This window comes from Roseibacillus persicicus (genome assembly GCF_014651675.1).
Classification (GTDB): Bacteria; Verrucomicrobiota; Verrucomicrobiia; order Verrucomicrobiales; family Akkermansiaceae; genus Roseibacillus; species Roseibacillus persicicus.
On sequence record NZ_BMXI01000011.1, the window covers coordinates 50,980 to 75,673 of the forward strand.

Here is a 24,694-nt window from a genome sequence, read left to right on the forward strand (position 1 = left end):
GAAGGGATTCTCCCGCCTCATGAGCGACTCGGACAAGCGGAAGTATTCTTCCCAAGTATTGGATGGTGCGGATCGAGCCCCTTCGCGGGCGATGTTGTACCCGGTTGGTTTTACGAAGGACGACTTCACGAAGCCAAAGATTGGGGTGGCGTCGACTTGGAGTCAGGTCACGCCCTGTAATTTTCACATTGATAAGCTCGCCAAGGAATCGGCCAAGGGAGTCGATGCGGCGGGCGGCAAGTCTGTGATTTTCAATACCATCACCATTTCCGACGGCATCTCCATGGGCACCGAGGGGATGAAGTATTCTCTCGTCAGCCGCGAGGTGATTGCCGATTCCATCGAGACCGTAGTGGGCTGTGAAGGCATGGACGGCTACGTGGCGATTGGCGGATGTGACAAGAACATGCCCGGCTGCGTGATGGCGATGGCGCGGATGAATCGCGCGTCGGTCTTTGTCTATGGCGGCACCATTTTGCCTGGTTGCGCGACCTTGAAAGGTGAGGAAAAAGAGCTCGATATCGTTTCGGTTTTCGAGGCGGTGGGCAAGCACGCCAGCGGTGAATACTCCGATGAGGAGTTGCAGGCGGTGGAAGAATCCGCCATCCCCGGCGCCGGGTCTTGTGGCGGGATGTATACCGCCAACACCATGGCCAGCGCGATTGAGGCGCTCGGTATGAGTCTTCCGAACAGCTCGGCGCAGGCGGCGGTCAGCGACGACAAGATGCGCGACTGCTTCGATGCCGGAGCGGCGGTGCTGCACCTTTTGGAAAAAGGCATCAAGCCGCGCGACATCATGACTCGCAAGGCTTTCGAGAACGCCATCACGGTGGTCATCGCTCTCGGCGGTTCGACCAATGCCGTTCTTCACCTTCTCGCGATGGCACACGCTGCCGAAGTGGAGCTGTCCATCGACGACTTCACTGAAATTGGGAAGCGCGTTCCAGTTCTCGCGGACCTGAAGCCGAGCGGAAAGTATGTGATGGCCGAGCTCGTCAAAATTGGTGGCACCGTGCCGTTGATGAAGATGCTGTTGGAGGCGGGACTTCTCCATGGAGACTGTCTGACCGTGACCGGAAAGACCGTTGCCGAGAACCTGGCAAACTCGCCTTTGGAGTATCCCGAAGGGCAGGATGTGGTTCGTCCGCTCAGCAATCCCATCAAGAAGGACAGTCACTTGCGCATTCTCTACGGCAACCTCGCCCCCGGTGGTGCAGTGGCCAAGATTTCTGGCAAAGAAGGGGAGTCCTTCACTGGTCGGGCGCGGGTCTTCGAGTGCGAAGAAGATGCCATGACCGCGATTTTGAATGGTTCCATCGTGGCTGGAGATGTGATCGTGATTCGTCGCGAGGGTCCCAAGGGCGGACCCGGAATGCGCGAGATGCTGGGGCCCACTGCTGCCGTCATGGGCCGCGGATTGGGAGATAGCGTAGCGTTGATCACTGACGGACGATTCTCGGGTGGAAGCCACGGATTCGTTGCCGGTCACATCACTCCCGAAGCCTTCGACGGAGGTCCCATTGGCCTTTTGGAAGAAGGGGACGAGATCACCATCGATGCCGTCAGTAATCGCATCGACATGAAGGTCAGCGAAGAAGAAATGGCTGCCCGCAAGGCCAGGTGGGTTCAGCCCGAGCCGCACTACAAGCGTGGTGTCCTAGCCAAGTTTGCCAAGCTGACCGCCACCGCCAGCCAAGGTGCGGTGACCGACGGATCGCTCTAACAGCATGGGGTCGAAAGGCCCCTCGATTTTTGCCCGCAAGGGTTTCACCGAAGTTCTGGGATAGGCCCGGGACTTCGGTTTTTTTTGTTTAGAAATAAGACCCTCTAATGCTGGCAGGAGCTGGAGAGCTGCGAGATTTCGGACTCCAGGCTGGAGACTTTGGCTCGTAGAGTCTCGACTTCTTCCGCGGTGGCGATGGCCTTGCGGGCTGCTTCCTGTTGCAAGCGGAGGGTCTTCAGTTTTTCGAGATGTAGGTTCAATTCGTTCAATTGCGAGCGAGTGATGGTCGCGCTCTTCTCATCTTTTTTGGCCAGGTAGGCCGCCAAATTGTGAGTTAACTGGGCTTTCAGCGCGGCGGTATCGTAATGGCCGTCCCGGATGCTCTGGATTTGGTTGTCCCGTTGTTTGAGAGCCTTTTCCCACTTCGCCCTGCGCTCGGGATGCAGGTTGGTGGGCTTTTTGGGAATGGACTTGTTCTTGAGGGAGTTGATCCAAAAGTTGCGCACCTCCTCCAGATTCAGAATACGGTCGGATTTCGGGATGGCTGGTAAGGGCTCGGCGGCGAAGGCGCAGGAAGAGGCCAGCGCCCAAAGGAGCAAGAGAAAAGTGAATCGCGAAGTGTCCATTAGAGTGGGAGCATTCTAAGGCGCATTCTATTCCAACCAAGCCACAAAAAAGGCCCGGAATCATGAGATTCCGGGCCTTTCGAAAGAGGTCTCAGCTTAGGCCGTCGCCTTGGTCAGAGCCTGATCGATATCGGCGAGGATGTCGTCGATATGCTCGATGCCGACGCTCAAGCGAATGAGTTCGGGGGCGATGCCACCCTCGAGTTGTTGCTCGGCGCTGAGCTGGCTGTGGGTGGTGGTGGCGGGGTGAATGGCCAGCGACTTGGCATCACCGACGTTCGCCACGTGCGAGTGCAGCTCGAGCGCTTCGATGAATTTCTTGCCGGCTTCGGCGCCGCCTTTGATTCCGAAGACCACCATCGGGCCACCCTTGCCGTCGAGATACTTCTCGTTTTTGGCAAACTGCGAGTCGCCTTCCAAGCCCGGGAAGCGCACCCAGTCGACGAGGTCGTGGGAGGCGAGGTGCTTGGCAACGGCGTTTGCATTCTCGCAATGGCGTTCCATGCGTAGGGGGAGAGTCTCGATTCCCTGCAGGAACATCCAAGCGTTGTCGGGCGAGAGGCAAGCGCCGAGATTTCGCATCGGCACGGTGCGCATGCGCAGGATGAAGGCGAGGGGAAGCAAAGGCTCCGGCAGGTCGTGACCCCATCGAAGGCCGTGGTAGGAGGTGTCGGGATTGTCGTAAAGCGGGTGCTTGCCGGCAGCCCAGTTGAACTTCCCGGAGTCGACCACGATGCCTCCGATTCCGGTGCCATGTCCGCCCATCCATTTGGTGAGGGAGTGGATCACGATGTCCGCACCGTGTTCGAGCGGGCGCATCAAGGCGGGGGTGGTGAAGGTGCTGTCGACGATGAGGGGCACGCCCTCGGAGTGAGCCGCGTCTGCGATGGCCTGCATGTCGGCGACCTCCAGTGCGGGGTTGGAAACGGTTTCGGTGAAAAAGGCGCGGGTCTTCTCGTCCGCTGCGGCCTTGAAGTTTTCCGGGTTGTTAGAGTCCACCAGGCGCACTTCGATGCCGAGCTTGGGCAGGATGTCTTTGAACTGGGTGTAGCTGCCGCCGTAGAGATTGCGGGCGGAGACGATGTTGTCACCGGCCTCCGCGAGGTTGATGATGGTGTTGAAAATGGCGGCCGTGCCCGAGGCGTGCGCCAGGCCCCCCATCTCGGGAGCGCCTTCTAACAGACAGACCCTTTTCTCCAACACGTCGTTGGTGGGGTTCATCAGACGGGTGTAGATGTTGCCCAGTTCGCGCAGGGCAAAGAGATTGGCCGCGTGCTCGGTGGAGTCGAAGGTGAAGGCCGAGGTGCGATAGACTGGCACCGCGCGGGAGCGGGTGTCGGAATCAGGGGTATGTCCGCCGTGAAGACAAATGGTATCGAGTTTCATAGGTTTTGGGATTTCAATCGTTTAGCCCGCGAAGGGCACGAAGTTTTTGCGTCGAAATGTTCTTAACTTCGCAAAAAGTGAAAACGGGTGGGGGAGAGATATTGTTTCAAGACTTCCTCTTTGTTCAACCACGAAGGCGGTCCTGCGGGAGCTGAGCTCGCCGTTTGATAGAGTGCCTCAAGGTCCGCTTGCGACCTTTGCAAGGAATAGCTGCCCAATTGCTCGGGTCGGGCGGTGGGCTCGGTCTCGGCGAGAGTCTCCATCAGCCAGATGCGCAAGTCGTCGAGGTAGTCTGCCTTTCCGGCGAGGGCTTGCTGAATGATCTCTTCTTGAAAGGGCTCGGGAAGTTTACCGAAATCGACCGAGTCTCCCTCCGTGAGAGTCTGCCAAGCCTCCTCCAATTGGTCATCGTGGAAGCTTTGCCCATATTGCTGATAGCTCTCTAACAGACGTTCTCGCAGCAGTCTCCGCAGCGTGGGGAGGTCGAGGGCGGAGAGCGGGATGGGGATGTTCTGATAGAGGCGGCCGGGTTGAATTCCTTCCTGATGAAAGTCGTCGGTGATCTCGGGGAGGTCTCGACCCAAAAGAGGCTTTCCTTTGAGAATCGGCTCCAAGAACGCGAGACCAAAGCCCTCCGCCACGGAAGTGGTGAGCAGATGTGAGGCATGCTCGAGCCAAGTCTGGTAGTCCGCTCCCGCGCCCTCGACAGGAGGAATACGGTCGGTGACGTTGAAGTCCACTGGCAGATTTCTCTGTTGGGAAAACTGCTCCCAGTGGTCGTGCACATCTTGCCAAACCTCATTCTCGGGCGCGAGCGAGACCGCGAAACGGGTGCCCGCCGGAGCCAAGGCCGCGAGGAGAACGACCTCGCCCAAGTTCTTCCGCCGTATGCCTCGGACGGGGTAAAGGACCAGGTTCTCGGAGGGGGAATTCGCGCTATCCTTCGGCAACCCCTCTCCAACAACCGCGTTGGGGAGAAGGTGACTGTTGGTCGGTGGCAGGCCCGCATTCTCGAGCAGTCCTTGATCACGACTGTTGATGAAGGCGTAGTGGATCTGCGGTGCCACGGGATAGAGATCATCGCCGGTGAGCCTGGGATAGTTGGAGGGCCGGTTGTCCTCGGCGAAGTCGTGGGGCTGGAGAATCAAGGGAGTCTGGCTCTCGGCGAGGTCCTTTACGAGGGCGGGAAAGTGAGTGCTTTTTCCCAAGGTCGGATTGTGGAGATGCCACAAGTCGGGTGGGCCGCCGAAGTGCCTTTCACAAGCGGCCAAAAGGAGGTGGAAGAGGCTGTTAGAAATTCGGTCCGGCGAGATTTGGTAGTCCAGTTCCTCAATCCGGCGATGGGGAACATTGGCGGGCGCAGGCCCGGCCGACAGAATGAGGTGGTCGATTCCCAGGGCGGTGAGTGCGGCCGACTGATTGCTGATCACCCGGGTCACTCCTCCTGTTCGAAGATGATAGTGGATGAGTGCGACTTTCAAGCGAGGGCTATCCTTAGCGAGTTTGCATGGGGTTGCAATCTCCGAGCGCGCCCGGAGTCAATTGGAGCAGGGTGCCTTTCTCTGGGCTTTCCCGAGGGGGCTATTATTGATTGAATCGATGGATGAATGTTCATCATCTGGAGCTTTTCTTCTACGTTGCCAAGTATGAAGGCATCACCGCCGCCGTGCGCAAGATGCCCTACGGGATTCAGCAGCCTGCCGTGAGTGGACAGATTCTACAGTTGGAAAAGGAGCTGGGGGTGAAGCTCTTCAACCGCCGTCCTTTCGCCCTCACGCCCGAGGGGGAGCGACTCTATGACTTTGCCTATCCGTTCTTCTCCCGCCTTGATGAAGTGGAAGAGCAGTTGAAAGGGGAGCAGAGCCGTCACCTGCGCATTGCCGCTTCTGCTTCCGTATTGCGCAATCATTTGCCTGACCTGTTAGGCGAGTTGCGGGCGGAAATGCCGGGTATGAAGTTGACCTTGTTAGAGTCCGAACCAACCGATGTGCACAATCTCCTGACCAATCAAAAGGTCGATATTGCGGTGACCGTTTTGCATGGACGCCTGGCAGAAGGATTGCGCTATGCGGAGCTTCTCAAGCTGCCCCTCGCCTTTCACCTCCCGACTAGTGAGAAGGGAAAGAAATTCGAGGAGCTGTTAGAGGATGATGATTGGAAAAAGGGGAAAATCGGCAAGCTGCCGCTCATTGGATTGCCGCCCCACGAACTGCTCAGCAAGATGATGCAGGAGGAGTTCGACTCGCGCAATGTGGACTGGCCCGTCACCGTGGAGGTCAGTTCGCTTGACACCGTCATTGACTACGTCGGGCGCGGATTTGGAGCCGGGGTGGGCGTGGCGGTTCCCGGTGACAAGCTGCCCAAGGGCGTCCGCTCCATGAGCCTCCCCGACTTTCAGCCCATGGTGGTGGGCGCGCTCTGGCAAGGTCAACTCAAGCCCATCGCGGCGACCTTTCTCGAACGAGCCAAAGTGCGGGCCGCGCAGCTGGGAGCCTTGGCTTAGGTCCAGCGCCTAGTTCTCGTTCTGAGTCACTTTGAAGCTACCGTTGCTTCGAATATAGAGCAGAGTTTCTTTCTCGCTCTCGCCCGTCACTTGGTGGGTGGCACCCTTCGCTGAAGCAAAGTAGCTGCCGGTGAGCAAGGTTACGGATTCAGCAGAATCCGCTAGCTGCAGATCGGGGGCTCCCTGGATGACGACCGCGCGAAAGACCGTGCCGCTATTCTGGATTGTTCCAGTGAAGCCCGCCGGAAGCTTCACGAGAGCTCCGCTGATTTGACCCTTCTTGGGGCTGCCCCAAGTGTAAGTGATTTGCGGTCCATCTTCCGGATTCAGACTGTCGGGAATGTCGAGCCATGAGCTGTCGGCGGCGTTGAGCCAGACGATGTTTTTCTCATGCATATTGACGGGGCGCTCGCCGTTGTCGTTGGCCTGCTCGCTGGGGAGAACCAGGTAGGGGCCTTCTTCGATTTCCAGAAAGGCCATGTTGTTTTCCCCTTGGGCCGCGGTGATGTGAACCTCGCCAGCGGGTTGGGTCCAGTAGGAGCCTGCTGGCAGCCACATCTTCTCTGCGGCGGGGTCGTCGTTGTGGACTTCTCCCGACATCACTACGCCCCGGTAGGTGATGTTGTGAATATGGGGCGGGGAGGAAAAGCCATCGGCGAACTTGATGAGAAATCCCGTTTGTTCATTGGCCGCCCGGTCGCCCCAGAGAGTGCCCGCTTGGGGGCCCTTGTCGCCGCGGGCAGGATTGAGCGGGGTCCACTCCACTTCGTTGGAAAGGACGATCTCATTCTGGGTCGGAGTGGGGGCTTTGCTTTTGCTTTCTTCCTCCGCGCCGAACAATAGGTCGCTGCTACTGACTGTCACCAGACCGAGAACCGCGAGCGGTAAACCGGTGGTGAGTGCTTTCTGAAGCTTGGGTGCTTGGAGTTTGGTTTTCATGTTGTTGGGAGGGCTGGTGATTTGTTCGGTTCTAAGAAGGACTGGCGCCTGGCGGAAACAACCTTTCCGAAGAGAAAGGCGCGGGCTCCATGGACAGAAGCAAGCTAGACGACCATGGGGTAGCGCGCTAACGGCCCGGCTGGTGAACAGGCTTCTTAAAATGGTGTTTTTCCGAGATGCGCGGGGCTAGCTTGCACTGGAAGCACCTTCGGCTTGACTGCGAAAGGCATTTGGTAAGCAGCCGACCTGATTTTTGAAAAAGCGGCTGAAGTAGGAAGGGTCCTTGAAGTTCAGTTGGTAGGCAATCTCTGCGATGGTGAGGCTGGAGTGGGCGAGCAGGCGCTTGGCCTCCAGAGTGGTTCTTCTCCGCACCAGTGTTCCCGCGCCGTGGCCGCAATTCTGGCGCACGCATTGGCTGAGGTAGTCGGTGCTGACCCCGAGGGCGGCAGCATAGTCACCAGGCAGATGCTTCTCCGAGATGTCGCGACCCAAGAGCTTGAGGAACTGCTGATAGATTCGGGTGGAAGCGGGACTGGTGGTGGGTGCCTGATGGGGATTGACACGGTGAGCCTCGATAATGAGGAGGCTGAGCAAGGAGCGAAGAGCGGTCAGGGTGTCGCAGGAATCCGAGCCATACTCGCTGGCAATACACTGGATGCGCGAGGGGATGAGCGAGTTCTCCGGCAGCGGGAGAACGCTGCTCGAGTTGGGCTCGTAGAACAGCGGGGGGCGAATCAGGAGGTCCTCATGCTGACCGTGATCGGCAAGAAAAGTCTCATCGAAGGCCAGCATGTGACCCTTGAGCAAGTGCCCATGGGGCCAACCGTGAATTTGCCCGGGGGAGACCACCACGAGGCAGGCTCCCTCGAGGTCGTAAGTGATGAAATCCGCCAGATACTGACCTTGGGCGGCTGGAAAGTAGAAAATTTCGAAGTAGGGGTGCCGGTGCGGCCGGACCTTGTGCTTGGGAAAATCGAATCCTTCCGAAAAGTCGCCATAGAAGAAGTGTCCGTCATCGCGAGTGGTGAGCCCGCGCTGTGGATTGGCGTATTCAGGAATGTTGTAGTTGGACACGGTGGCGAGGGAACCGGTCCAGTGTGCCGGAATTCCCAACCAAAGGCACGCGATAATCTGGAATCGCGGGATCCCAAACGGGTCGTTGCCTCAGAGAGCGCGACTCGTTTCCGAGTAGGCTCAAATTCGGGGCTAGCCTTTAATCTCCATCAACATTTGGGCGTTGTTGGGGAATTTTTTCAGGAAGAAAAGTAGCCGCTCCATGGCCTCAATCTGTCGGTGGCCAGCAAGGCCCCGGCGGATGAGATTGATCTTATGTAAAGTGTGCTCGGGCAAGAGAAGCTCTTCGCGGCGGGTGCCGGACTTGAAAAGGTCGACTGCGGGATAGACAAAGTGCTCGGCGATTCGGCGATCCAGGACGAGCTCCATGTTGCCGGTGCCTTTGAATTCCATAAAAATGGCTTCGTCGGCCTTTGAATTGGTCTGCACCAAAGCGGTTCCGAGAATCGTGAGCGAGCCAGCTTCCTTCGTGTTCCGGGCTGCGGCGAAAAGGCGGCGCGGTTCTTCCAGAGCACCGGCCATGATGCCACCAGATTGAATGCCACGCCCGCGGCCTTTTTTGCTGCCACCCATCGTGTTGTTGTAGGCGCGGGCAAGGCGGGTGATGGAGTCCATCACAAGAAAGACGTGTTGTCCGGCTTCCACCAGGCGCTTCGCGCGCTCGATGCAGAGTTCGGCCAGACGGCAGTGATTGCGGGCGGGTTCATCATTGGAGGAGGCGTAGATTTCGGCGTCGGGTAATTGACGTCGGAATTCGGTCACTTCCTCGGGGCGCTCATCCACGAGACAGACCATCAAATGCATGGTCTCCGAGTGGAGTTCCTGCACGGCCTCGGCGATGTGGAGGAGAAGGGTGGTTTTTCCCGCCCGAGGAGGGGATACGATGAGACCCCGTTGACCGCGTCCGACAGGAGCGAGAATATCAAGGACCCGCGTGGTGAAACGTTCAGGAGTGGTCTCCAACCCGATTCGCTTGGTTGGGAAAATGGCCTTCAACTCGTCGAAATGCGGGAAAGATTTCGCATCTTCCGGGGAATACCCGTTGATCATGTCGATGCTGACCATCTGGGGGCCCCGGGGACCTTGCTGGGCCTTGCCGCTTAGAAATTGGCCTTCGCGAAGGGCGAGTTGTTGAACAAGATCCGGTGGAACGAAGACGTCACTCTTCGATTGTTCGTAGTTTCCTTTGGATTCGCGCAGGAAACCGAAGCCTTTGGGAGTGGTCTCCAAGAGGCCGGTCACTTCGTAAGGGTCGCCAATCATCTTGGAGCCCTTGCCTTTGCCTTCACTGTCGGTACGATCGCGGTTCTTGGGATTTCGGCGGTCTCCCCGTTCCTTGCGGTCACCGTTGGAGTCATCTTGCTGAGCAGCCTTTCCCACTGGTCCGCCTTTCACGCGACCCATGGGGCGGCCATTCCGGCGAGGGATATCGTCCTCCTTGACCTCGATGGTTTTCTCAACCACGGGTTCTTCCTTTTCCTTGGGAGGTTTCATCCCCTCGGGAACGGCGAGAACTTTGCGGGTGGCCTTCTTGGCTGCCTTTTTAGCCGCAGGGCGGGCGATGGGCTGGGATTTTTTAGCGGAAGACTTTTCGTTCTGAATCTCGATTTTTTTCGGAGCTTCCTCGCGAGACTCTTCCTTTTTAGAGGTTTTTGGCGACTTCTCGGCTGGCTCTTCTTGTGTTGGGGCGGATTTTTTAGCTCTTGTTGCCGCCTTCTTGGCCGAGGCCTTTTTAGCAGCCTTCTTTGTAGCTTTCTTGGCTGCCTTCTTTGCGACCTTTTGGGTGGCTTTAGTCGCTTTTTTAACCGCCTTTTTTCGGGCGGGGGCTTTGGCGGGAGCTGGGGAGGACTCGCCTTCGTTTGTATCGAATTCGGTCTGGATGAGGTCGCGGGGTTCGTCGGCCATAAGTCTGTTGTTGAAAGTGGTGTAGCGTGAGTTGCGGACGGCAATCAGCGAGCTTGCAGCCATGAGGCCAAGCTTTTGTTGTGAGGGTAGGGGGAGTGCAGGCCAAAGCCGCAGGGTGCGTTCATGAAAACGAGAAAGGGAGATGAGGTCCAGTGGAGTTCGAGCGGAGAACCAGAAGCGTCGAGCGAAGATGCGGACGATTGGACGGTTGCTGAACAGACGGGAGCGACAAAAACGAGATGTCGAATCCCTCGGACAGACGAAGGTTGCCCAATATCCGCCCCGCTGTCGAATCCTTTTTCGTGTCTGTCTTTTGACATGAAAATCTTGAGGTTCAGGTGTAGCTTCCCAGCATGAAACTCCTTCTTGTGCTCCTCTTGAGCCTTGTCACGACTCTAACCGCAGCCGCTGCTGACAAGCCTTCCCCCAATGCGCTGGGGAAGTCTGAAGAAGAAAGTTACGAGGGCAAGGTGGTCGTAATTAAGGTGGGGGAAAGCGATCTAATCAATAGGCAGGCCTTTAAGTTCTTTCGCCGAACCTTGGAGCGAGTGAACGAGGAAAAGGCGAAGGCGGTGATTTTCGAGCTGAATACCCCGGGAGGCCTGGCTCACGAGACCACGGACCTGATGATGAAAGATATGTCATCCCTCAAGGTTCCATCCTATGCTTTTGTTAATATTGAGGCGAGTTCTGCGGGAGCCTTCATTGCAGTTGCGACCGATACGATCTATATGGCGCCCCTTTCCACCATTGGTTCTGCCGCAGTGGTGAGTGGAACGGGGGAAGAGATTGAGGCCACCATGCGGGCCAAGATTGAAGGTAAGCTCAAATCGGTGGTTCGAAATGTTGCGGAGACCAAGGGGCACAATTTCGAGGTCGTGGAGGCCATGATGATTGTCGACAAGGAAAGCGAGTTTGGCGATGTGAAGGTTGGGAAAGGGGAATTGCTCAACCTGACGGCGGCTCAGGCTACCACCGTTTTCGAAGGGAAGCCTCTTTTGGCCAAAGGCATCGCGACCTCAGTGGAAGACCTTCTAATTCAGGAAGGGATGGAGGGAGCGGAAGTGGTGGTTGCCGCAATGACTGGTTTCGAGAAATTCGCCTATTGGATTGGGACGGTCGGTGCGGTGTTGATTCTAATTGGGCTGGGTGCTGGTTACCTGGAGATGAAAACGCCGGGCTTTGGGGTCGGAGCGATTATTGCCATCGTCGCATTCTCGACCTTCTTCTTTGGGAACTATGTGGCGGGAAATCTTGCAGGGTATGAGACTGCGGCCATTTTTGTAGTGGGGATCATCTTTATTCTACTTGATATCTTCTTATTCCCGGGAACCTTCGTTCTAGGGCTTACGGGGGTGGCCATGGTCTTGGGGTCTCTTTTGTTTTCCATGGTGGATCGCTTTTCCTGGCAGGATTGGGGTGATGGCGATATCGGGCTCTGGAAAGCGATTTCCGGCCCGTCAACCGCTCTGGCGATCGGCCTATTGGGCTCAATCGTTCTCTTTGCGCTTTTGATGCGCTTCCTTCCCAATGTGGGCTTCTTGAATCGCTACCTCTTGCCCGCCGCGGTCGAAGGGGGCACGGGAAAACTCGCTGACGAAAGAGGTGCCGAATCGCGCGTCGGCTGGACCGGAGTTGCTAGTACTGACCTGCGCCCGTCCGGAAAGGCTGTATTCCAAGAGAAGACGCTCGATGTCACTGCTGAGAATCATTTTGTCGCTGCCGGAGCCCCGCTTCGCATTATTAGCGAAAATGGGATGCGGATTGTGGTCAAAGAAATCGACCCAGTCGCTTAGGCTAAGGGGAGCTTTTTCCAGTTTGTCTGGTTTCCCGAAGACAAAACGCGTCTATAGGGAAATTTTTTTAAGGTTAGGTTGAGATTCCGCCTCAAACTATAGATTGCATTTTGCAAAATCGGGGCGTTTTGACCGTGCGATTTGAGACATGGTGAGCCAGATTGTCTCATTTTTTTTCAAGGTATTTTCAACAAACTTTGAAAAATAGTCCTGAAATCGTGATAGAACCGTTGGTTTTGTCAGTAATTAGAATAATTCTAATTCCAAACTTGCGGATGGAATAGAATTTGCAAAGATAACGGCAACACAAAAACTGAAATGTCAAAGTACAGTGGAATAAAGTGTGAGGCAGCGAGTCTTACCCCATATGAACGATGACTTTTCTCGCAGAACCATAGATCACATGTCCAACTACGATTCAGATAGCAGCTTGCGAGTTTACATGCGCGAGATTTCGAAAACGCCTTTGCTAACCCCCGAAGAGGAGGTCGAATTGGCTGAGCGCATCAAGAAGGGTGACAAAGCAGCCCGGACCCACATGATCAAGGCCAACCTTCGATTGGTGGTCAAGATCGCCCAGGATTATTCCGGCTACGGCTTGCCACTTTCCGACCTCATTTCCGAGGGCAACATCGGCCTTATGAAAGCCGTGGAGCGCTTCGACCCGAACAAGGGCGGAAAATTGAGCACCTACGGATCGTGGTGGATTAAGCAGTCAATCAAGCGTGCTTTGGCCAACCAGTCGAAGACGATCCGTCTCCCTGTCCACATGGTTGATAAGATTGCCCGCATGCGTCGCATCTCGTCCATGTTGGGTGAGTCTCTGGGCCGCGAACCGACTGACGAAGAGTTGGGCGAAGAGTTGGGCTTGCCTCGCCAGAAGCTAGCCGCCCTCAAGCGCGCTTCCCAGCGTCCGACCTCTCTTGACGAACCGTTTGGTGACGAAGAGCGCGGCAGCTATAGTGAAGTCATCGGCGACGAGCGTGCGGTAAATCCTTTCGATGCTCTCGCAGACAAGAACATGCATGGTCACTTGGATGACCTGCTGGAGGTCCTCGATGAGCGCGAGTCGAAGATCATCGATGCCCGCTTTGGTCTCAATGGTCGCACCCCCATGACTTTGGAAGAAGTGGGACGTGAGTTCGGGGTGACCCGCGAGCGCATTCGCCAGCTGCAGAACGTCGCGCTCAACAAGATGCGCCGGGCTCTCAGCAAAAAGGAAGCTCCGCTTCCGAAAGCGGTCTAAGGCTTCGAGCTAACGATATTATTTACCTAAAAAGGGCGGTCTTCTGACCGCTCTTTTTTTGTTTTCAATAATCAGAAGAAAAACTGCCGCAATTGTGGTTTGGCGTTCTCTTTGCTAAGTGTGGGCAATGCTGAAATGTCATGAAATGCAAGCTCTGGAGGAGAAGGCTTTTGCTGCTGGAGCAACTCCGGAACAGTTGATGGAAAAGGTTGGCCTTCGAATGGCCCGCTTGATTCTCGAGGACGTTTTGCAGCCCGGGACCGTGATGGTGTTTCTGGGAAAAGGGCACAATGCAGGAGACGCTTTAGTCGTAGCCCGGCATTTGCAAGGGGCGGGGTGGACGGTTCGAATTCGACAAGGCTACCCTGCGGCAGAGATGGCGGAGTTGAGTCAGCGGAAATTGTCGGAATTGAAGGAGCAGCCGGAGCCAGTCCTGCGCCCGGGACCTCTCCTGCTGTTGGATGGATTGGTGGGCATTGGAGCTTCGGGAAAATTGCGCTCTCCCCTGGGTGAATTGGCGGACGAGATGAATTCGTTGCGAGCGTCCCATGGAGCTGAAACGATCGCAATGGACCTTCCATCTGGATTGAATGCGGATGTTGGTAGCGGAGGGCATGTGATTGCCGACCAAACGTTCACGGTAGGGGTTCCGAAGCGGGGACTGGTTGCAGACACCGCGACTCCGTTTGTAGGTCGGCTCAGTCTCATTCCGGTCGAAGAGCTTCCGCTGCCTAAGAAAACGGATTCGCTAACGACCGGGCAGTCGGTGAATGAGCTCTTGCCGCCGCGGGCCTTTGGCTATCACAAGGGACAGGCTGGACGGGTGAGCATTGTGGCTGGTTCTCCCGGAATGTGGGGGGCGGCGGTACTTTGTGCGCAGGGCGCCTTGCGGGGAGGGGCTGGGATGGTGACTCTTTATGCGAAAAGTGAGGCGGCTCCGATACTGCAGCCTTTGCTCGATCCTGAGGTGATGCTGAAAACTCTTCCGGAAGACTGGTCGACGATTGGGGGAGATGCCATCGTCATTGGACCGGGGCTGGGAACGAGCAAGAGTTCGAGGGAAATGCTTTTCAAAGTTCTAACAGAACGAAAATGCCCGGTGGTTCTTGATGCCGATGGGCTCAATTTGATTGCGGCGGCTGGGCGCTTTGATTGCTTGGGAAAGGGCGTTCTGCTGACTCCCCACCCGGGGGAAATGGCGCGGCTGAATTCCAGTCACGGCACGCGGGCGGAAAGAGTGAGGGCACTTGCGGAGCAGAGTGGATCGACGGTTTTATTCAAGGGCTCCCGCACGGTCGTAACCGAACCGGGGGCGAAGCTGCACTACAACACCACCGGGCATCCCGCGATGGCAACAGGGGGGCAGGGGGACACTTTGTCGGGGGTGTTGGGAGCTCTGTTAGCGGGAGGTCTCTCGCCGTTGGAGGCTGGGCGAGTAGGAGCGTGGGCTTGTGGTCGCGCGGCCGAGATTGCTTTGAGCGAGGGAGAAAGTGAACAATCCCTGACGCCGACAAGAATCAGCGAATATTTAGGAAAGGCCTTTCGGTCGGCTCGCATTCGCAGTCGTCTTTGCCTCGAGAACGATTAGCAATTTTCCCAACCGGGCCCGAGTGTGTCTTTGCGAGATGATGCAGGGGAGGTTGGCAAGGAGGGCGTAGCCGATGATGATGAGATTGGCGGGGAAGGGGTTCCAGATTACGAAAAGCGAAATAACAATCGTCTGGACCCAATGTGAAAATTCACCCCGACAGGTTTCCACTTGAAACTGCCGGAGGTAGTCGGGGTCGCGGGACTTGAGGCTTCCTTTCGCAAATCCCGCGAACCAACTGGCTCCGTCGGGGAGGCGGTCTTTCCACAAGCGAACCTGGAAAACTTTCTCGTAGAGGCTTCCCCCGCGTTCCCAAGCTCTGGTTCGATAGAGAAAGGAGTTGGGGCTGAAAAGTGACGAAGGCAGAGCCGTGGACCACCAGGCTAACAAGAGATGGGTGCAGGGGATGCCGATGATATTGAGAAGGGCAATCCAAAGGGGCGGAAGCTCAACTAACATCGCGTCCTTTCCAATTGGTTTGGGTGCCACGTTTCTTCTCCCACAGTGCGGTGAAGAAGAGTGCCTGATAGAAGATGAGTCCGACCGGAAAGAAGAAAGCGTTCAGCGGAGAAAAGCGCCCCACCTGCCGGAATGCCCAGCCACACTGCAGGGCGAAGATTGAATAGGCGGCGGCGGTGAGACCGAGAAAGAGAGGGCTTGCGCTCGGGGTGAAGACGGCCACCAGCAGGCTGACGAGAATGGTCATTCCTGCGGTGAGCCACAGCGAGATGAGCACGAGGGCCCGGGGATGGGCTTGCTTGGCTCCGGAGGTGAACCCCTTTTTCCAGCTCTGCCAGAGATTGGGGAGCCCTCCACTGAACATGCGCATGGCAATCACGCCGCGTCCCAGATAGCAGTTCCGCGCAATGCCGACCTGATGAAGGTGTTCAGCGAGGTGAAAGTTCTCCAGAATCTGGTTCCGCACTTTTTTGTGTCCGTCGATTTGTTTGTAGTTATCAGCCGAAATCAAAAGGCACTGTCCAAAGAGGGCGGAGTTGTTTCGTGAAGACGCCGGAAGGCCGAAGGCGTTGGAACCTGCCACCATGATGAGATTGAAGAAGGCTGAGAGTTCTTCCGTGGGGCTTTGGATGTGGTGATAGGGACAGATGGACGAGACGGCGCAGTCTTCGTGAGCCAGTGGGGGAATGAATTCGTATCCGCCGGGTTCGAACCAAGTGTCGGCATCCATGAAGAGCAACCAGTCTCCGGTGGCGGCCTCGGCTCCAGTTTGGCAGGCCCAGGGCTTTCCCTTCCAGTCGTCCGGCAGGGGGGCGGGCGCGACCACTTTTGCGCCTCGTTCTCGCGCAATCGCGGCGGTGGCGTCGGTGGAACCATCATCGACCACGATGATTTCGTGAGGTTGGGTTTTGCCCGCTAACAGCGAATCCAGTAGCTTGGGGAGATTGTCTTCCTCGTCCCTTGCCGGGATGATGACCGAGATTCGAGCAGGCTTTTCGCGCGGAGTTTTTTCGCTCAAAAATCTTGGGCGACCCAAGACGAGCCAGAGGGCAGGGCAGAGGAGAAGGGCGATGATGGGGGCGACAGCGAGCATGGCGGAAGGGGCTGGCTCGCGCGGCTAGGCCCTGGAATGGTGGGCGATGATGCGGTCGGCTACCTTTTGCCCGGAAAGCACGACCATGGGCATGCCGCCTCCGGGATTGATGCTCCCTCCGCAGAAGTAGAGGTTTTTGTATTTGGTGCTGGTCTTCGGGGCCTTGAATCCGCGGTTGAGTTTCCAGTCGCTCACCACCCCGTAGATGGAGCCTTTGTTAGAGCGATACATGCGCTCGATATCGACCGGAGTTAAGAGGTCCTCGGTGACGATGTGCTTGCGGAGGTCGGGGGTGCAGACTCGTTCCATTTTGTCCAAAACCCGCTCGCGCAGAGCAAGGTAGTCATCGTGGGTGATGCTTCCGTCGTCACTCAGTGGTGGGATGTGGGGCAGGATCTTGATGTTGTCGCAACCCGCCGGCGCTTTGCTTGGATCGGTGCGGGTTGGGGCCACGACGTAGAGGGTGGGGTCGTCAGGGAGTTGGCCTTTTTCAAAGACGGTGCGGAAGTGCTTATGCTGATTCTGCGAGAAAATGAAATTGTGGTGGGCGAGCTCGGGGTAGACTCGGTCGGTGCCGAGGTGGATGACGAGTCCCGAGCAAGCGGGCTTGAACTTGTCGAGCTTGCGAATGAATTTCTGCGGCTCGCCCAACAGCTTTTCATAGGTCGGGACGACCTCCATATTGCTGACCACGATGTCGAAGGGGTGCGCGCTGCCATCGGCCAGTGCGATTCCGTTCACGGCTTTGCCATCGCGGGTGATGGCGGTGACATCGGCGCTCAGGTGAACCTTGATGCCCATTTCCTCCATCAACTTGGTGAGCCCTTCGGCCAACTTATACATTCCACCCCGCACATACCAGAGACCGTAGTCGAACTGGATGATGGGCATCATGTTCATATAGCCCGGGGCGGCGAGGGCGGAGGAGCCGACGTATTTGATGAAATACTCGAAGATGCTTCGCATCGCGGGATCGCTGATGCGCTGCGTGATGGCCTCGGACATGGTCGGGCGGTAGTCGATGTCCCTTCCAATCTTCCCGAGCCCATAGTGACGAAGAAACTCCCAAAGGCCGTCGAGTCCTTCCTTGAGGTAGCCAGAGTCGAGTACTTCGTATTGCTCGCGGGCGTAGTCGAGAAAGCCCTGCAGTTCCTTCCAATGCTGTTCGGGGTCACCGGGAAGCTTGTCGAGTTCGCGCCGCATGAGGTCCTTTTCCTCAAAGAGGTCGAGGACCAGTCCGTCTTCGAAAAAGTTGCGCCAGTGGGGAGTCACGGAGTCGAGTTGCACGTAATCCTCCATCTTTTTCCCCGCGCGCTTGAAGAGGTCTTCGAAGATGGCGGGCAGGGTGAAGATGGATGGGCCGAGGTCGAAGGTGAAGCCGTCTTGCTCGAGCACGTTGAGCTTGCCACCCATCTGCGGGTTCTTCTCGAAGACCTCCACCTCATATCCTTCCGCCCGCAGGGAGATTGCGGCGGACATTCCTCCAAGACCGGCACCAATGACCGCCACACGAGAAGCTTGCATGGGGTGATGGTTTGCTTGGAATAACCCCTTGTCAACGAATAGCCCGCCCTTAGTTTGCGGTAACCCCTCCCGACTGATGAACGAAACACCCACGGCCCGACTCGAGCAACTCCTGGAAAGTCAAAAAACCTTCTTCGATTCGGGGAAGACACGGGACCTCGAGGCTCGTTTGGAGGCTTTGGAACGCTTCGAGAAGGCTCTGGAGGCGCGGCAGGAGGAGATCCTGGAAGCATTGGCGAAAGACCTAGGCAAGCCCACTTTGGAGGCCTTTCTCTCGGAATATTACTTTTTGCTACAAGAGGTTCGTTTGGTGCGGAAGTCCCTGAAGCGGTGGCTGCGACCCCGTCGGGTGAGCAGTCCGTTCTATTTCTGGCCCTGTCGAAATGAGGTTCGCTTGGAGCCCCACGGGCGGGTGTTGATTATTTCTCCCTGGAACTATCCCGTGCAGCTGGCCCTAGCCCCCTTGTTGGGGGCGGTGGCGGCAGGCAACACGGTCATCCTCAAGCCCTCCGAAGAGACTCCCGCTTCGGCAGCCTTGTTAGAAAAGCTGCTCGGGGACTGTTTTCCTCCCGAGTGGGTGACGGTGGTTCAAGGGGGGGCGCAGTTCACCTCTTCTCTTTTGGAACACCGGTTTGATTTCCTGTTCTTCACCGGGAGCACGCGGGTCGGAAAGATTGTGGCGGAAAAGGCCGCCAGTCAGCTCACCCCTCATGTTCTCGAACTGGGAGGGAAGTGCCCGTGTGTGGTCGACGCATCGGCTGACTTGGAGGTGGCGGCCAAGCGAATCCTTATCGGGAAACTATTCAATGCCGGCCAGACTTGCTTCGCGCCGGACTTTGTCGCGGTGGAAGCGGGAGTGAAGGATGAATTGGTGAAGGCCTTGCAGACCGTTTTGCAGGAGCATCCTTGGGAGCAGGAGATGGGGACAATTGTGAATTCGAAGCACTATCAGCGACTGAAAAATCTTTGCCGGGAAAGCGATTTGAGAAAAGGGGAGGATGATGAAGACGCTCTCCATCTCGCCCCAAGAATCGCAGCCAGCACCACTTGGGATGATGAGGTGATGGAGGAGGAAATCTTTGGTCCCATCCTGCCCGTCGTCGCTTACGAGACCAAGGATGAGCTGTTTGCGCAGTTATCGAAACGCCCCGAACCGCTCGCGCTCTATTGTTTTTCGCGAGAAGAGGAGTTCGTCGAGCTTTTGACTACACGGGTTTCATCGGGAGGAGTTTGTATCAACGATGTGGGGAAGCATGCGATGAACCTAAAAGCTCCTTTTGGCGGAAAGGGGGAGAGCGGGTATGGGCACTATCGGGGGAAAGACAGTGTGCGGGCGTTTAGTTACGAAAGGACCTATACCAAGCGTTACTTTATCAACGACCCGTTCGAATCCCTCCCTCCGCGCGCCAAGCAGACGGAGCTATTGCGAAAGTGGATGAAGTAGCTGCCGAGCTTCTTTTACTTCAATGCGCCAGCTTGCCGTATTCTGAATTGGGATCGAGCTTGCGGCAGAGGGTGAGGAGTTCCTCGGAGCCGGCGACCTTTTCCTCGCGAAAGGCATGGGCAGCATAGTAGAGAATGGCTTGGCGTTCACCCTTGGTGAGCTTGCCACCCGCTTTCGCGGCGGGCACGAGAGCCTGAAAGTCTGCCACCGAAGTGTCGCGAACTCCAAAACGCTTGGGGATGCGATAATAGGCAATAGCGCGAACCATGCGCACGCGGGCATCGGTGGGGGAGGCTAAGACGGCCTCCTCCATCAGCTTTCGCCCGCGCTTGAGAAAGGACAGCTTGGTGGGGCCCCACTTCCCAAACTTGGCCCGCAAAGCGCAGGCGCTGCCCAAAAAGGCTTTGGCCAGAGAATCCTTGGGATTAGATGCAAGCTGTTGTTCGAACTTGTCGATCTGCAGGTCGATCGTCTTCACATCTCCCTGAAGACAGACATCGTGCCACGCGCGATATTTGCCCAAGTCCTCGGCGGTGGCCTCAGCAGGGAGGCTACCCATGGCGAGTGAAAAGGTGAGAAAGAGGATGCCCAAGAATCGTCGATTCATGGGAGCAAGTTAAGCCGCCGCCGTAGTGGACGCAAGGAGCTCAGTCGAAAAATCAACCCGTTCGCGCTCAATTCCATTGGATTCGTCGATGAGGTTGGCGGAAATCCGCGCGCTCTCGAAGATGGTTGGGAGACCGCTGCCGGGGTGGGTTCCTCCGCCAACCAAGTAGATATTCTCGAAGCCCTGGAGCTTGTTGCGCGGGCGCAAATAGAGCATCTGGTCGATGGTGTGGGCAAAGTTGAAAGTGGCTCCCATGAAGATGTCGGCCTCTTCCCAATTGGTCGGGGTGATGCAGCGTTCCTCCACGATGTGGTCTCGCAGATCCTTCATGCCGGTCTTGGCGATGACGCGGTCGAGGACTTTCTCACGATACTCTTTGCGCAGCTCGTCGGTCCATTGATCGCCGTGGCGATTGTTGATGGTGGGGATGAGCATGTAGAGTTGCGAGTGCCCTTCCGGGGCGACCGTCTTGTCGTTGATGCTGGAGTTCCGCACGTAGACCGACATGTCGTCGGAGATGAGTTTCTGACTCTGGATATCGCTCACGTTGCGGCCGTAGTCGTCAGCGAAGATGATGTGGTGATGCGGCTCCTCTTCGTAGATTTTATCCAGCCCGAGATAGAGCATGTAGGTGGAACAGGAGAATTTCTTCTTCGCGAGGGTCTCCGCTTCGACCTTTTTCTTTCCAAAAATCATGGAGCGGGCGTGGGCGTAGTCGGCATTGACTACGAGGTCGTCGCACTCGATTTTCTCGCCGTCGGCGAGAACCACTTTGCTGACTTTATCCCCTTTGTATTCAAAGGAGGCGACTTCGGCATTCAGTCTGAGGGTTCCTCCTTCTTCTTGAAAGATGTCGGCCATCACCTCGGACATTTTGGAAAGTCCGCCTTCGACGTGATAGATCCCGTAGGCATACTCGATGTAGGAGAGAATGCTAAAGAGGCCCGGGCAGCTCCAGGGAGACATGCCGAGATACTTGGCTTGGAAGGTGAAGGCTAGCTTGAGCCTCTCATCATCGAAGTATTCACCCAGCACGTCCATCACCGACTTGGGAGTGGCGACGTAGGGAAAGGCCTTGAGCAGGTGGGGGGCGAGGAGGGTAGAGAACTTGTGGTAGGGCTTGAGCAAACAGGGGAAAATCGCTTCCAGCTTGGTGGCGTGCTCGCGCATGAAACGGCGATAATTTTCCGCCTCGCCGGGAAAGGATTTCTCGATGTTGGCGATCATCGTTTCCTGGTTCGAGCTCGTATCCAAGGACACCCCATTCCAAGTGAGAGTGGTCATGGGATCGAGCTTTTGAAAGTTGATGTGGTCGTCGGCCTTGCGTCCAATTTCGGCAAAGATTTCGTCGAGGGTGAACTTCTGGTGCAGGAAAGTCGGGCCGGTATCGAAGCGATAATCGCCAGCGATTAAGGGCGCGTTTCGGCCTCCCACGATGCCCGCCTTTTCAAGGAGAGTGACCTCGTAACCGCGGTGGGCCAACAACATGCCACTGACGAGTCCGCCTGGCCCAGCTCCTACAATCACAATCTTCTTCCTCATTCCGCTTTGACCCTATCTTTTGCTAGATTCAGAAATTTGCAAATAAAGAGACGAAGAATCAATCAGCTACGCCAACCTGGCGGAGGTAAAGAGAGGGCCACTTTGGGTCTGAGGATGGGTGGAAGCCTTGTCGCTGGGGAGTTGGGGCCGTTGTGCGACTTTGGCTCCCGCTTGGTCAGGCTGGAGAAAGGCGTGGTGTCATTCCGCGTGATTGCGAAGCGTGCTCTACTTCAGCGTGCGCAAAAACTCCAAGAGGTGCTCGAGGTCCTGGGGAGGAATGACTCCTTCAAAGGAAGGCATCGAGGGCTCGTAGCCGGGGGCGATCTCGGCGGTGGGGTTGAGAATGGACTCGCGCAGCTTAGCCACGTCGAGACGGCCGGCCACTCCATTGAGAGGTGGGCCTGTTAGTTTCTGACCATCTAGGGCGTGGCATCCGCTACATGCGTATTGGGTGAAGAGAGGTTTGCCGACAGCCGCGTCTCCTTTGTCGAGCTTCTTGGCATCACGCTCCGCATCCTCCAGAGCCTTCAGGTCGCGACTGGATGCTTCCGGAAGGTGATGGGGGCGGGTATAGAGGTGAATGGGGAAGTTCGTGGTGTCGGAAGTGATATTGAGTTGCAGGTCGAAGACATCCGAGCGGCGCAGGTTGACGTCGAAGTCCATCTCGAACTGTTGGCGGTCGCTGGAAGGGGCAAACTTGCTGGCCGTGATCAAGTGTTCGCCGGGCTTGTTGTTCCAGAGGTAGTGACCGGAACCGTAGTTGGGAGTTCGGTGGACATTGAAGAGGCGAAGAAGAGGGTTGCCGGGAATGATGCTTTCTTTGGCGGTGAAAGGGCGATTGAAGCGGACCGCAATGGATTGGCTTTCAACGGCGAGGTTTTTCGGGGTCGGGAAGGGCTGGGTCTGCTCGATGGAGGCAAAGCCCACGAATTCCGGGGTGGTGGGCTTGTATCCCGAGATGCCGAGGCCGGTGACGTAGAGGCGTCCGGATTGGGGATGGCTCGCTCCATTGAGGGCGGGGAAGTCCAGTTGCAAAGGCAGCTGCCAGGAAAAGGGGAGGCCTCTCTCGGGAGTCTCGATGGCAAAAAGTCTTCCGTTCCAAGAGACCTGTAGAAAGGTGTTCGCGAGATCGGGAAAGGCTTGGGAGGAGGTGGTGCAGAAGCCGGCGGCCGAGCGGTTGGCCTGATAGGGATACCAGAGCAGGGGCTCGACAACTGATTTGGCTTTTCGGAAATTTGTGGGCTCGAAGCCGAGGTAGGGGGTGCCCTTGGCGAGGAGATGGAGGGGGGTGCTGGGGATGAAGTGGCCTTGCTGGTCGGAGGCGAAGACCGTGCCGTCATTTCGCAAGCCGACAAAAGGCAAACGAAGGCCATCAGCCAGCACGGTAGCCTTCATTCCGTCTGCGGTGATGTGCAAGATGGTGCCACGGTGAGCCGAGAGCTCGTCCTCGATTCCCTTCGCGCCGATGTTGGTGATGCCGCCTTTTGCCAGATAGAAAGAGCCATCTGCACCAACCGCAAGGGAGGTGGCGTAGTCGCGGGTGTGAATGGTCTGTAGGAAAGCGTCGGAGGCATTGCGAAAGATGTCGAAGTGGCCATCATTGTTCGAGTCCATCAACTGGGTAATTTGATCGCGACCGAGGGTGTAGACTTTGCCGTCGGCACTCACCTCGATGGCCATGGGTTCGAAGATGCCGGTTGCCACCCGGGTCCAGGCGGGTTCGTCGCTTTCGATGTCTTTGATTTGCCAAACGTCACCATCCAAGGTCAACACCAGCGCGGTGCCGTCAGCTTGAAACGCGATGTCAACCGAGCGAATGGGACGACCGGAATTCGGAAAAGTCTGGTTGCGAACGGTGAAGGGACCATCGGCCTTGGCCTGGGGATTTTTGACCCGGAAGGTCTCGGGAAAGATAGGCTCCGGTTTGGCGGGTTCTGGAAATTCAGCAGCGGAAGGGTGGACCTGACCATCTGCGGAGTAGAAAATCGCGACCCCCGAATGGCCAGTGCTAAACCCGGGCTCGCGCTGACGGTCCACGAAGTTTTCGAAAATGTGCTTTTGGCTGGCAGAGACTTGTTCGCGGTAGAGTCGACCTCCGATGGTGTAGTTGAGGATTGGTCGTTTGCCGGAGAGCGTGATTCCTTCCCAGCGTCCGGTTGCAGAGGGGCCCACGGGAAGGTCGCTGTCGATGAGGGTGGTCTGGCGAGTATCCTTGATTTGTTCCTTGTAGTAAGGATTCTTGGGAAAGGTGAGAAGGACCTCACCTTTCAACCGCGGGGCTTTGCTTGCTTTGGCTTTCTTGTCGGGAAAAGAGACTGATGCCATGGAGTCATAGCTGATGGGGGACCTGCCGGTGGGCGCTTTCCAGACCACGACCCAGCGGAGCAGATCGGGGTCGAAGCAGGCCCAGAGATTGTCGTGATGAAGAGGAACCAGGACCCCGCGCCTGACAAGATGGGTTTCGCCTTCGTGGGTGAAGACCAATGCCGAGCGAAGAAAGGGTGTCTCGTTTTCGAGGAACTCTCCTTTCGGAAGGAGGGAGGCTTGGTTCTTGGCTTCCGCGTCTTGAACCAGTTCGAACCAGTTCAGTCGGATGCAGTCCTTGCTCCCATCCGCCTTGACCGGAGCAGCAAAGCCAATGGCATCGATAGCTTTAAAATTAAGTATTTTGGCTTGTTTTCCCAAGGTGACTTTCTTCGGGTCCAGTTCGAACCAGTCTTCCGAGTGAAGGGGGAGGAATTGGTCGTTCCAGTCGCGCGCAGTGGCTACGGACTTCTTCTGGGCATACCATCTGCCGCCAGAACGAATCGAAAGATGCAAAGTCGATTTGCCGAAATTCTTGGTGTTGAGCCGGCAGACCCAATCGGGCGCCGAGAGGTCCGTCACCTCCTTGAAAGGGAAGGCCATGAGCACGGGGCCGGGGCAAAGGCCGTTCCAGAGATAGTGCGGGTCGTTGGGAATCTCCGGATGATAGGACAGCTTGATTTGGCTTTCGCCGGGACCGAGGCGCTCGAAGCCGAGGAAGGGCGAGGTGAGGTCTTCCTTGACTGCCGGGATGTGGGCTTCGACTTCCTTGAAGTCTTCGCGGAAGAGGAGTTCTTCACCAAAGAGAAAGGTGGTCGGAAGGACCAGGGCGAAAAGGAAAGACAGGGATTTCATCGGTTGTTCTATACGCTGCAGAGTGGACGGGTTACTCAAAAGATTGAAAAAGAGCCGCAGGACGAATCCTGCGGCTCTGG

18 protein-coding genes are annotated in these 24,694 nt (G+C 56.8%); 6 read left to right on the forward strand and 12 right to left on the reverse strand.

Annotated features, from left to right (window positions below; translation table 11 throughout):
• Positions 1–19: 19 nt before the first annotated feature.
• Positions 20–1,723, forward strand: coding sequence for a dihydroxy-acid dehydratase (ilvD, locus tag IE099_RS13205; protein WP_189570604.1), 1,704 nt, complete (start codon positions 20–22; stop codon positions 1,721–1,723).
• 104 nt (positions 1,724–1,827) lie between these two features.
• Here the strand turns inward: ilvD and IE099_RS13210 are convergent, their stop codons facing one another.
• From IE099_RS13210 to IE099_RS13220, 3 genes are all read right to left on the reverse strand, one after another.
• Positions 1,828–2,349, reverse strand: a complete 522-nt coding sequence (locus IE099_RS13210) for a phage scaffolding protein (RefSeq protein WP_189570605.1) — start codon at positions 2,347–2,349, stop codon at positions 1,828–1,830.
• 96 nt (positions 2,350–2,445) lie between these two features.
• Positions 2,446–3,735, reverse strand: a complete 1,290-nt coding sequence (locus tag IE099_RS13215) for an O-acetylhomoserine aminocarboxypropyltransferase/cysteine synthase family protein (protein ID WP_189570607.1) — start codon at positions 3,733–3,735, stop codon at positions 2,446–2,448.
• Between the two features lie 62 nt (positions 3,736–3,797).
• Positions 3,798–5,216 (reverse strand): glycosyltransferase family 4 protein, encoded by a 1,419-nt coding sequence (locus tag IE099_RS13220; protein WP_189570609.1) that lies wholly within the window; start codon positions 5,214–5,216, stop codon positions 3,798–3,800.
• A 122-nt stretch (positions 5,217–5,338) separates the two neighbouring features.
• Here IE099_RS13220 and IE099_RS13225 point away from each other — a divergent pair, with 122 nt between their 5' ends.
• Positions 5,339–6,238, forward strand: coding sequence for a LysR family transcriptional regulator (locus IE099_RS13225; RefSeq protein ID WP_189570611.1), 900 nt, complete (start codon positions 5,339–5,341; stop codon positions 6,236–6,238).
• Between the two features lie 9 nt (positions 6,239–6,247).
• On the opposite strand, the gene IE099_RS13230 is transcribed toward IE099_RS13225, so the two are convergent.
• The 3 genes from IE099_RS13230 to rho form a co-directional block, all read right to left on the reverse strand.
• Positions 6,248–7,177, reverse strand: a complete 930-nt coding sequence (locus tag IE099_RS13230; protein ID WP_189570613.1) for a DUF4437 domain-containing protein — start codon at positions 7,175–7,177, stop codon at positions 6,248–6,250.
• Between the two features lie 186 nt (positions 7,178–7,363).
• Positions 7,364–8,251, reverse strand: coding sequence for a helix-turn-helix domain-containing protein (locus IE099_RS13235; protein ID WP_189570615.1), 888 nt, complete (start codon positions 8,249–8,251; stop codon positions 7,364–7,366).
• A 132-nt stretch (positions 8,252–8,383) separates the two neighbouring features.
• Entirely contained in the window at positions 8,384–10,219 is a 1,836-nt protein-coding gene (gene rho / locus IE099_RS13240; protein ID WP_229809518.1) for a transcription termination factor Rho, read from the reverse strand.
• Positions 10,220–10,509: 290 nt separating this feature from the next.
• Here rho and IE099_RS13245 point away from each other — a divergent pair, with 290 nt between their 5' ends.
• The 3 genes from IE099_RS13245 to IE099_RS13255 all read left to right on the forward strand — a co-directional run bounded on the left by IE099_RS13245 (position 10,510) and on the right by IE099_RS13255 (position 14,786).
• On the forward strand, positions 10,510–11,952 hold the full coding sequence (locus IE099_RS13245; RefSeq protein ID WP_189570617.1) for an NfeD family protein: 1,443 nt from the start codon (positions 10,510–10,512) through the stop codon (positions 11,950–11,952).
• 403 nt (positions 11,953–12,355) lie between these two features.
• Positions 12,356–13,198: a sigma-70 family RNA polymerase sigma factor gene (locus IE099_RS13250; RefSeq protein WP_189570619.1), complete on the forward strand. Its 843-nt coding sequence runs from the start codon at positions 12,356–12,358 to the stop codon at positions 13,196–13,198.
• A 127-nt stretch (positions 13,199–13,325) separates the two neighbouring features.
• Positions 13,326–14,786 (forward strand): NAD(P)H-hydrate dehydratase, encoded by a 1,461-nt coding sequence (locus IE099_RS13255; RefSeq protein ID WP_189570621.1) that lies wholly within the window; start codon positions 13,326–13,328, stop codon positions 14,784–14,786.
• Here IE099_RS13255 and IE099_RS13260 read toward each other — a convergent pair.
• The 3 genes from IE099_RS13260 to IE099_RS13270 are packed head-to-tail and all read right to left on the reverse strand — an operon-like array spanning position 14,727 to position 17,862.
• Positions 14,727–15,245 (reverse strand): glycosyl-4,4'-diaponeurosporenoate acyltransferase CrtO family protein, encoded by a 519-nt coding sequence (locus IE099_RS13260; RefSeq protein ID WP_189570623.1) that lies wholly within the window; start codon positions 15,243–15,245, stop codon positions 14,727–14,729. The two genes, IE099_RS13255 and IE099_RS13260, sit on opposite strands and share 60 nt — an antisense overlap.
• A complete protein-coding gene (locus IE099_RS13265; RefSeq protein ID WP_189570625.1) occupies positions 15,235–16,338 on the reverse strand; it encodes a glycosyltransferase in 1,104 nt (367 codons plus the stop codon). The genes IE099_RS13260 and IE099_RS13265 overlap by 11 nt, the downstream gene beginning before the upstream one ends.
• A 24-nt stretch (positions 16,339–16,362) precedes the next feature.
• Entirely contained in the window at positions 16,363–17,862 is a 1,500-nt protein-coding gene (locus tag IE099_RS13270) for a phytoene desaturase family protein (protein ID WP_189570628.1), read from the reverse strand.
• A 76-nt stretch (positions 17,863–17,938) separates the two neighbouring features.
• Between IE099_RS13270 and IE099_RS13275 the strand changes: the two genes are divergently transcribed.
• Positions 17,939–19,306, forward strand: coding sequence for an aldehyde dehydrogenase family protein (locus IE099_RS13275; RefSeq protein WP_189570630.1), 1,368 nt, complete (start codon positions 17,939–17,941; stop codon positions 19,304–19,306).
• Positions 19,307–19,325: 19 nt separating this feature from the next.
• On the opposite strand, the gene IE099_RS13280 is transcribed toward IE099_RS13275, so the two are convergent.
• The 3 genes from IE099_RS13280 to IE099_RS13290 all read right to left on the reverse strand — a co-directional run bounded on the left by IE099_RS13280 (position 19,326) and on the right by IE099_RS13290 (position 24,614).
• Entirely contained in the window at positions 19,326–19,913 is a 588-nt protein-coding gene (locus IE099_RS13280; protein WP_189570632.1) for a hypothetical protein, read from the reverse strand.
• 9 nt (positions 19,914–19,922) lie between these two features.
• The gene (locus IE099_RS13285; RefSeq protein ID WP_189570634.1) at positions 19,923–21,455 is read right to left on the reverse strand and encodes a phytoene desaturase family protein; all 1,533 of its coding nucleotides are present in this window, start codon (positions 21,453–21,455) and stop codon (positions 19,923–19,925) included.
• Positions 21,456–21,680: 225 nt separating this feature from the next.
• On the reverse strand, positions 21,681–24,614 hold the full coding sequence (locus IE099_RS13290) for a c-type cytochrome (protein WP_189570636.1): 2,934 nt from the start codon (positions 24,612–24,614) through the stop codon (positions 21,681–21,683).
• Between the last annotated feature and the right edge of the window lie 80 nt (positions 24,615–24,694).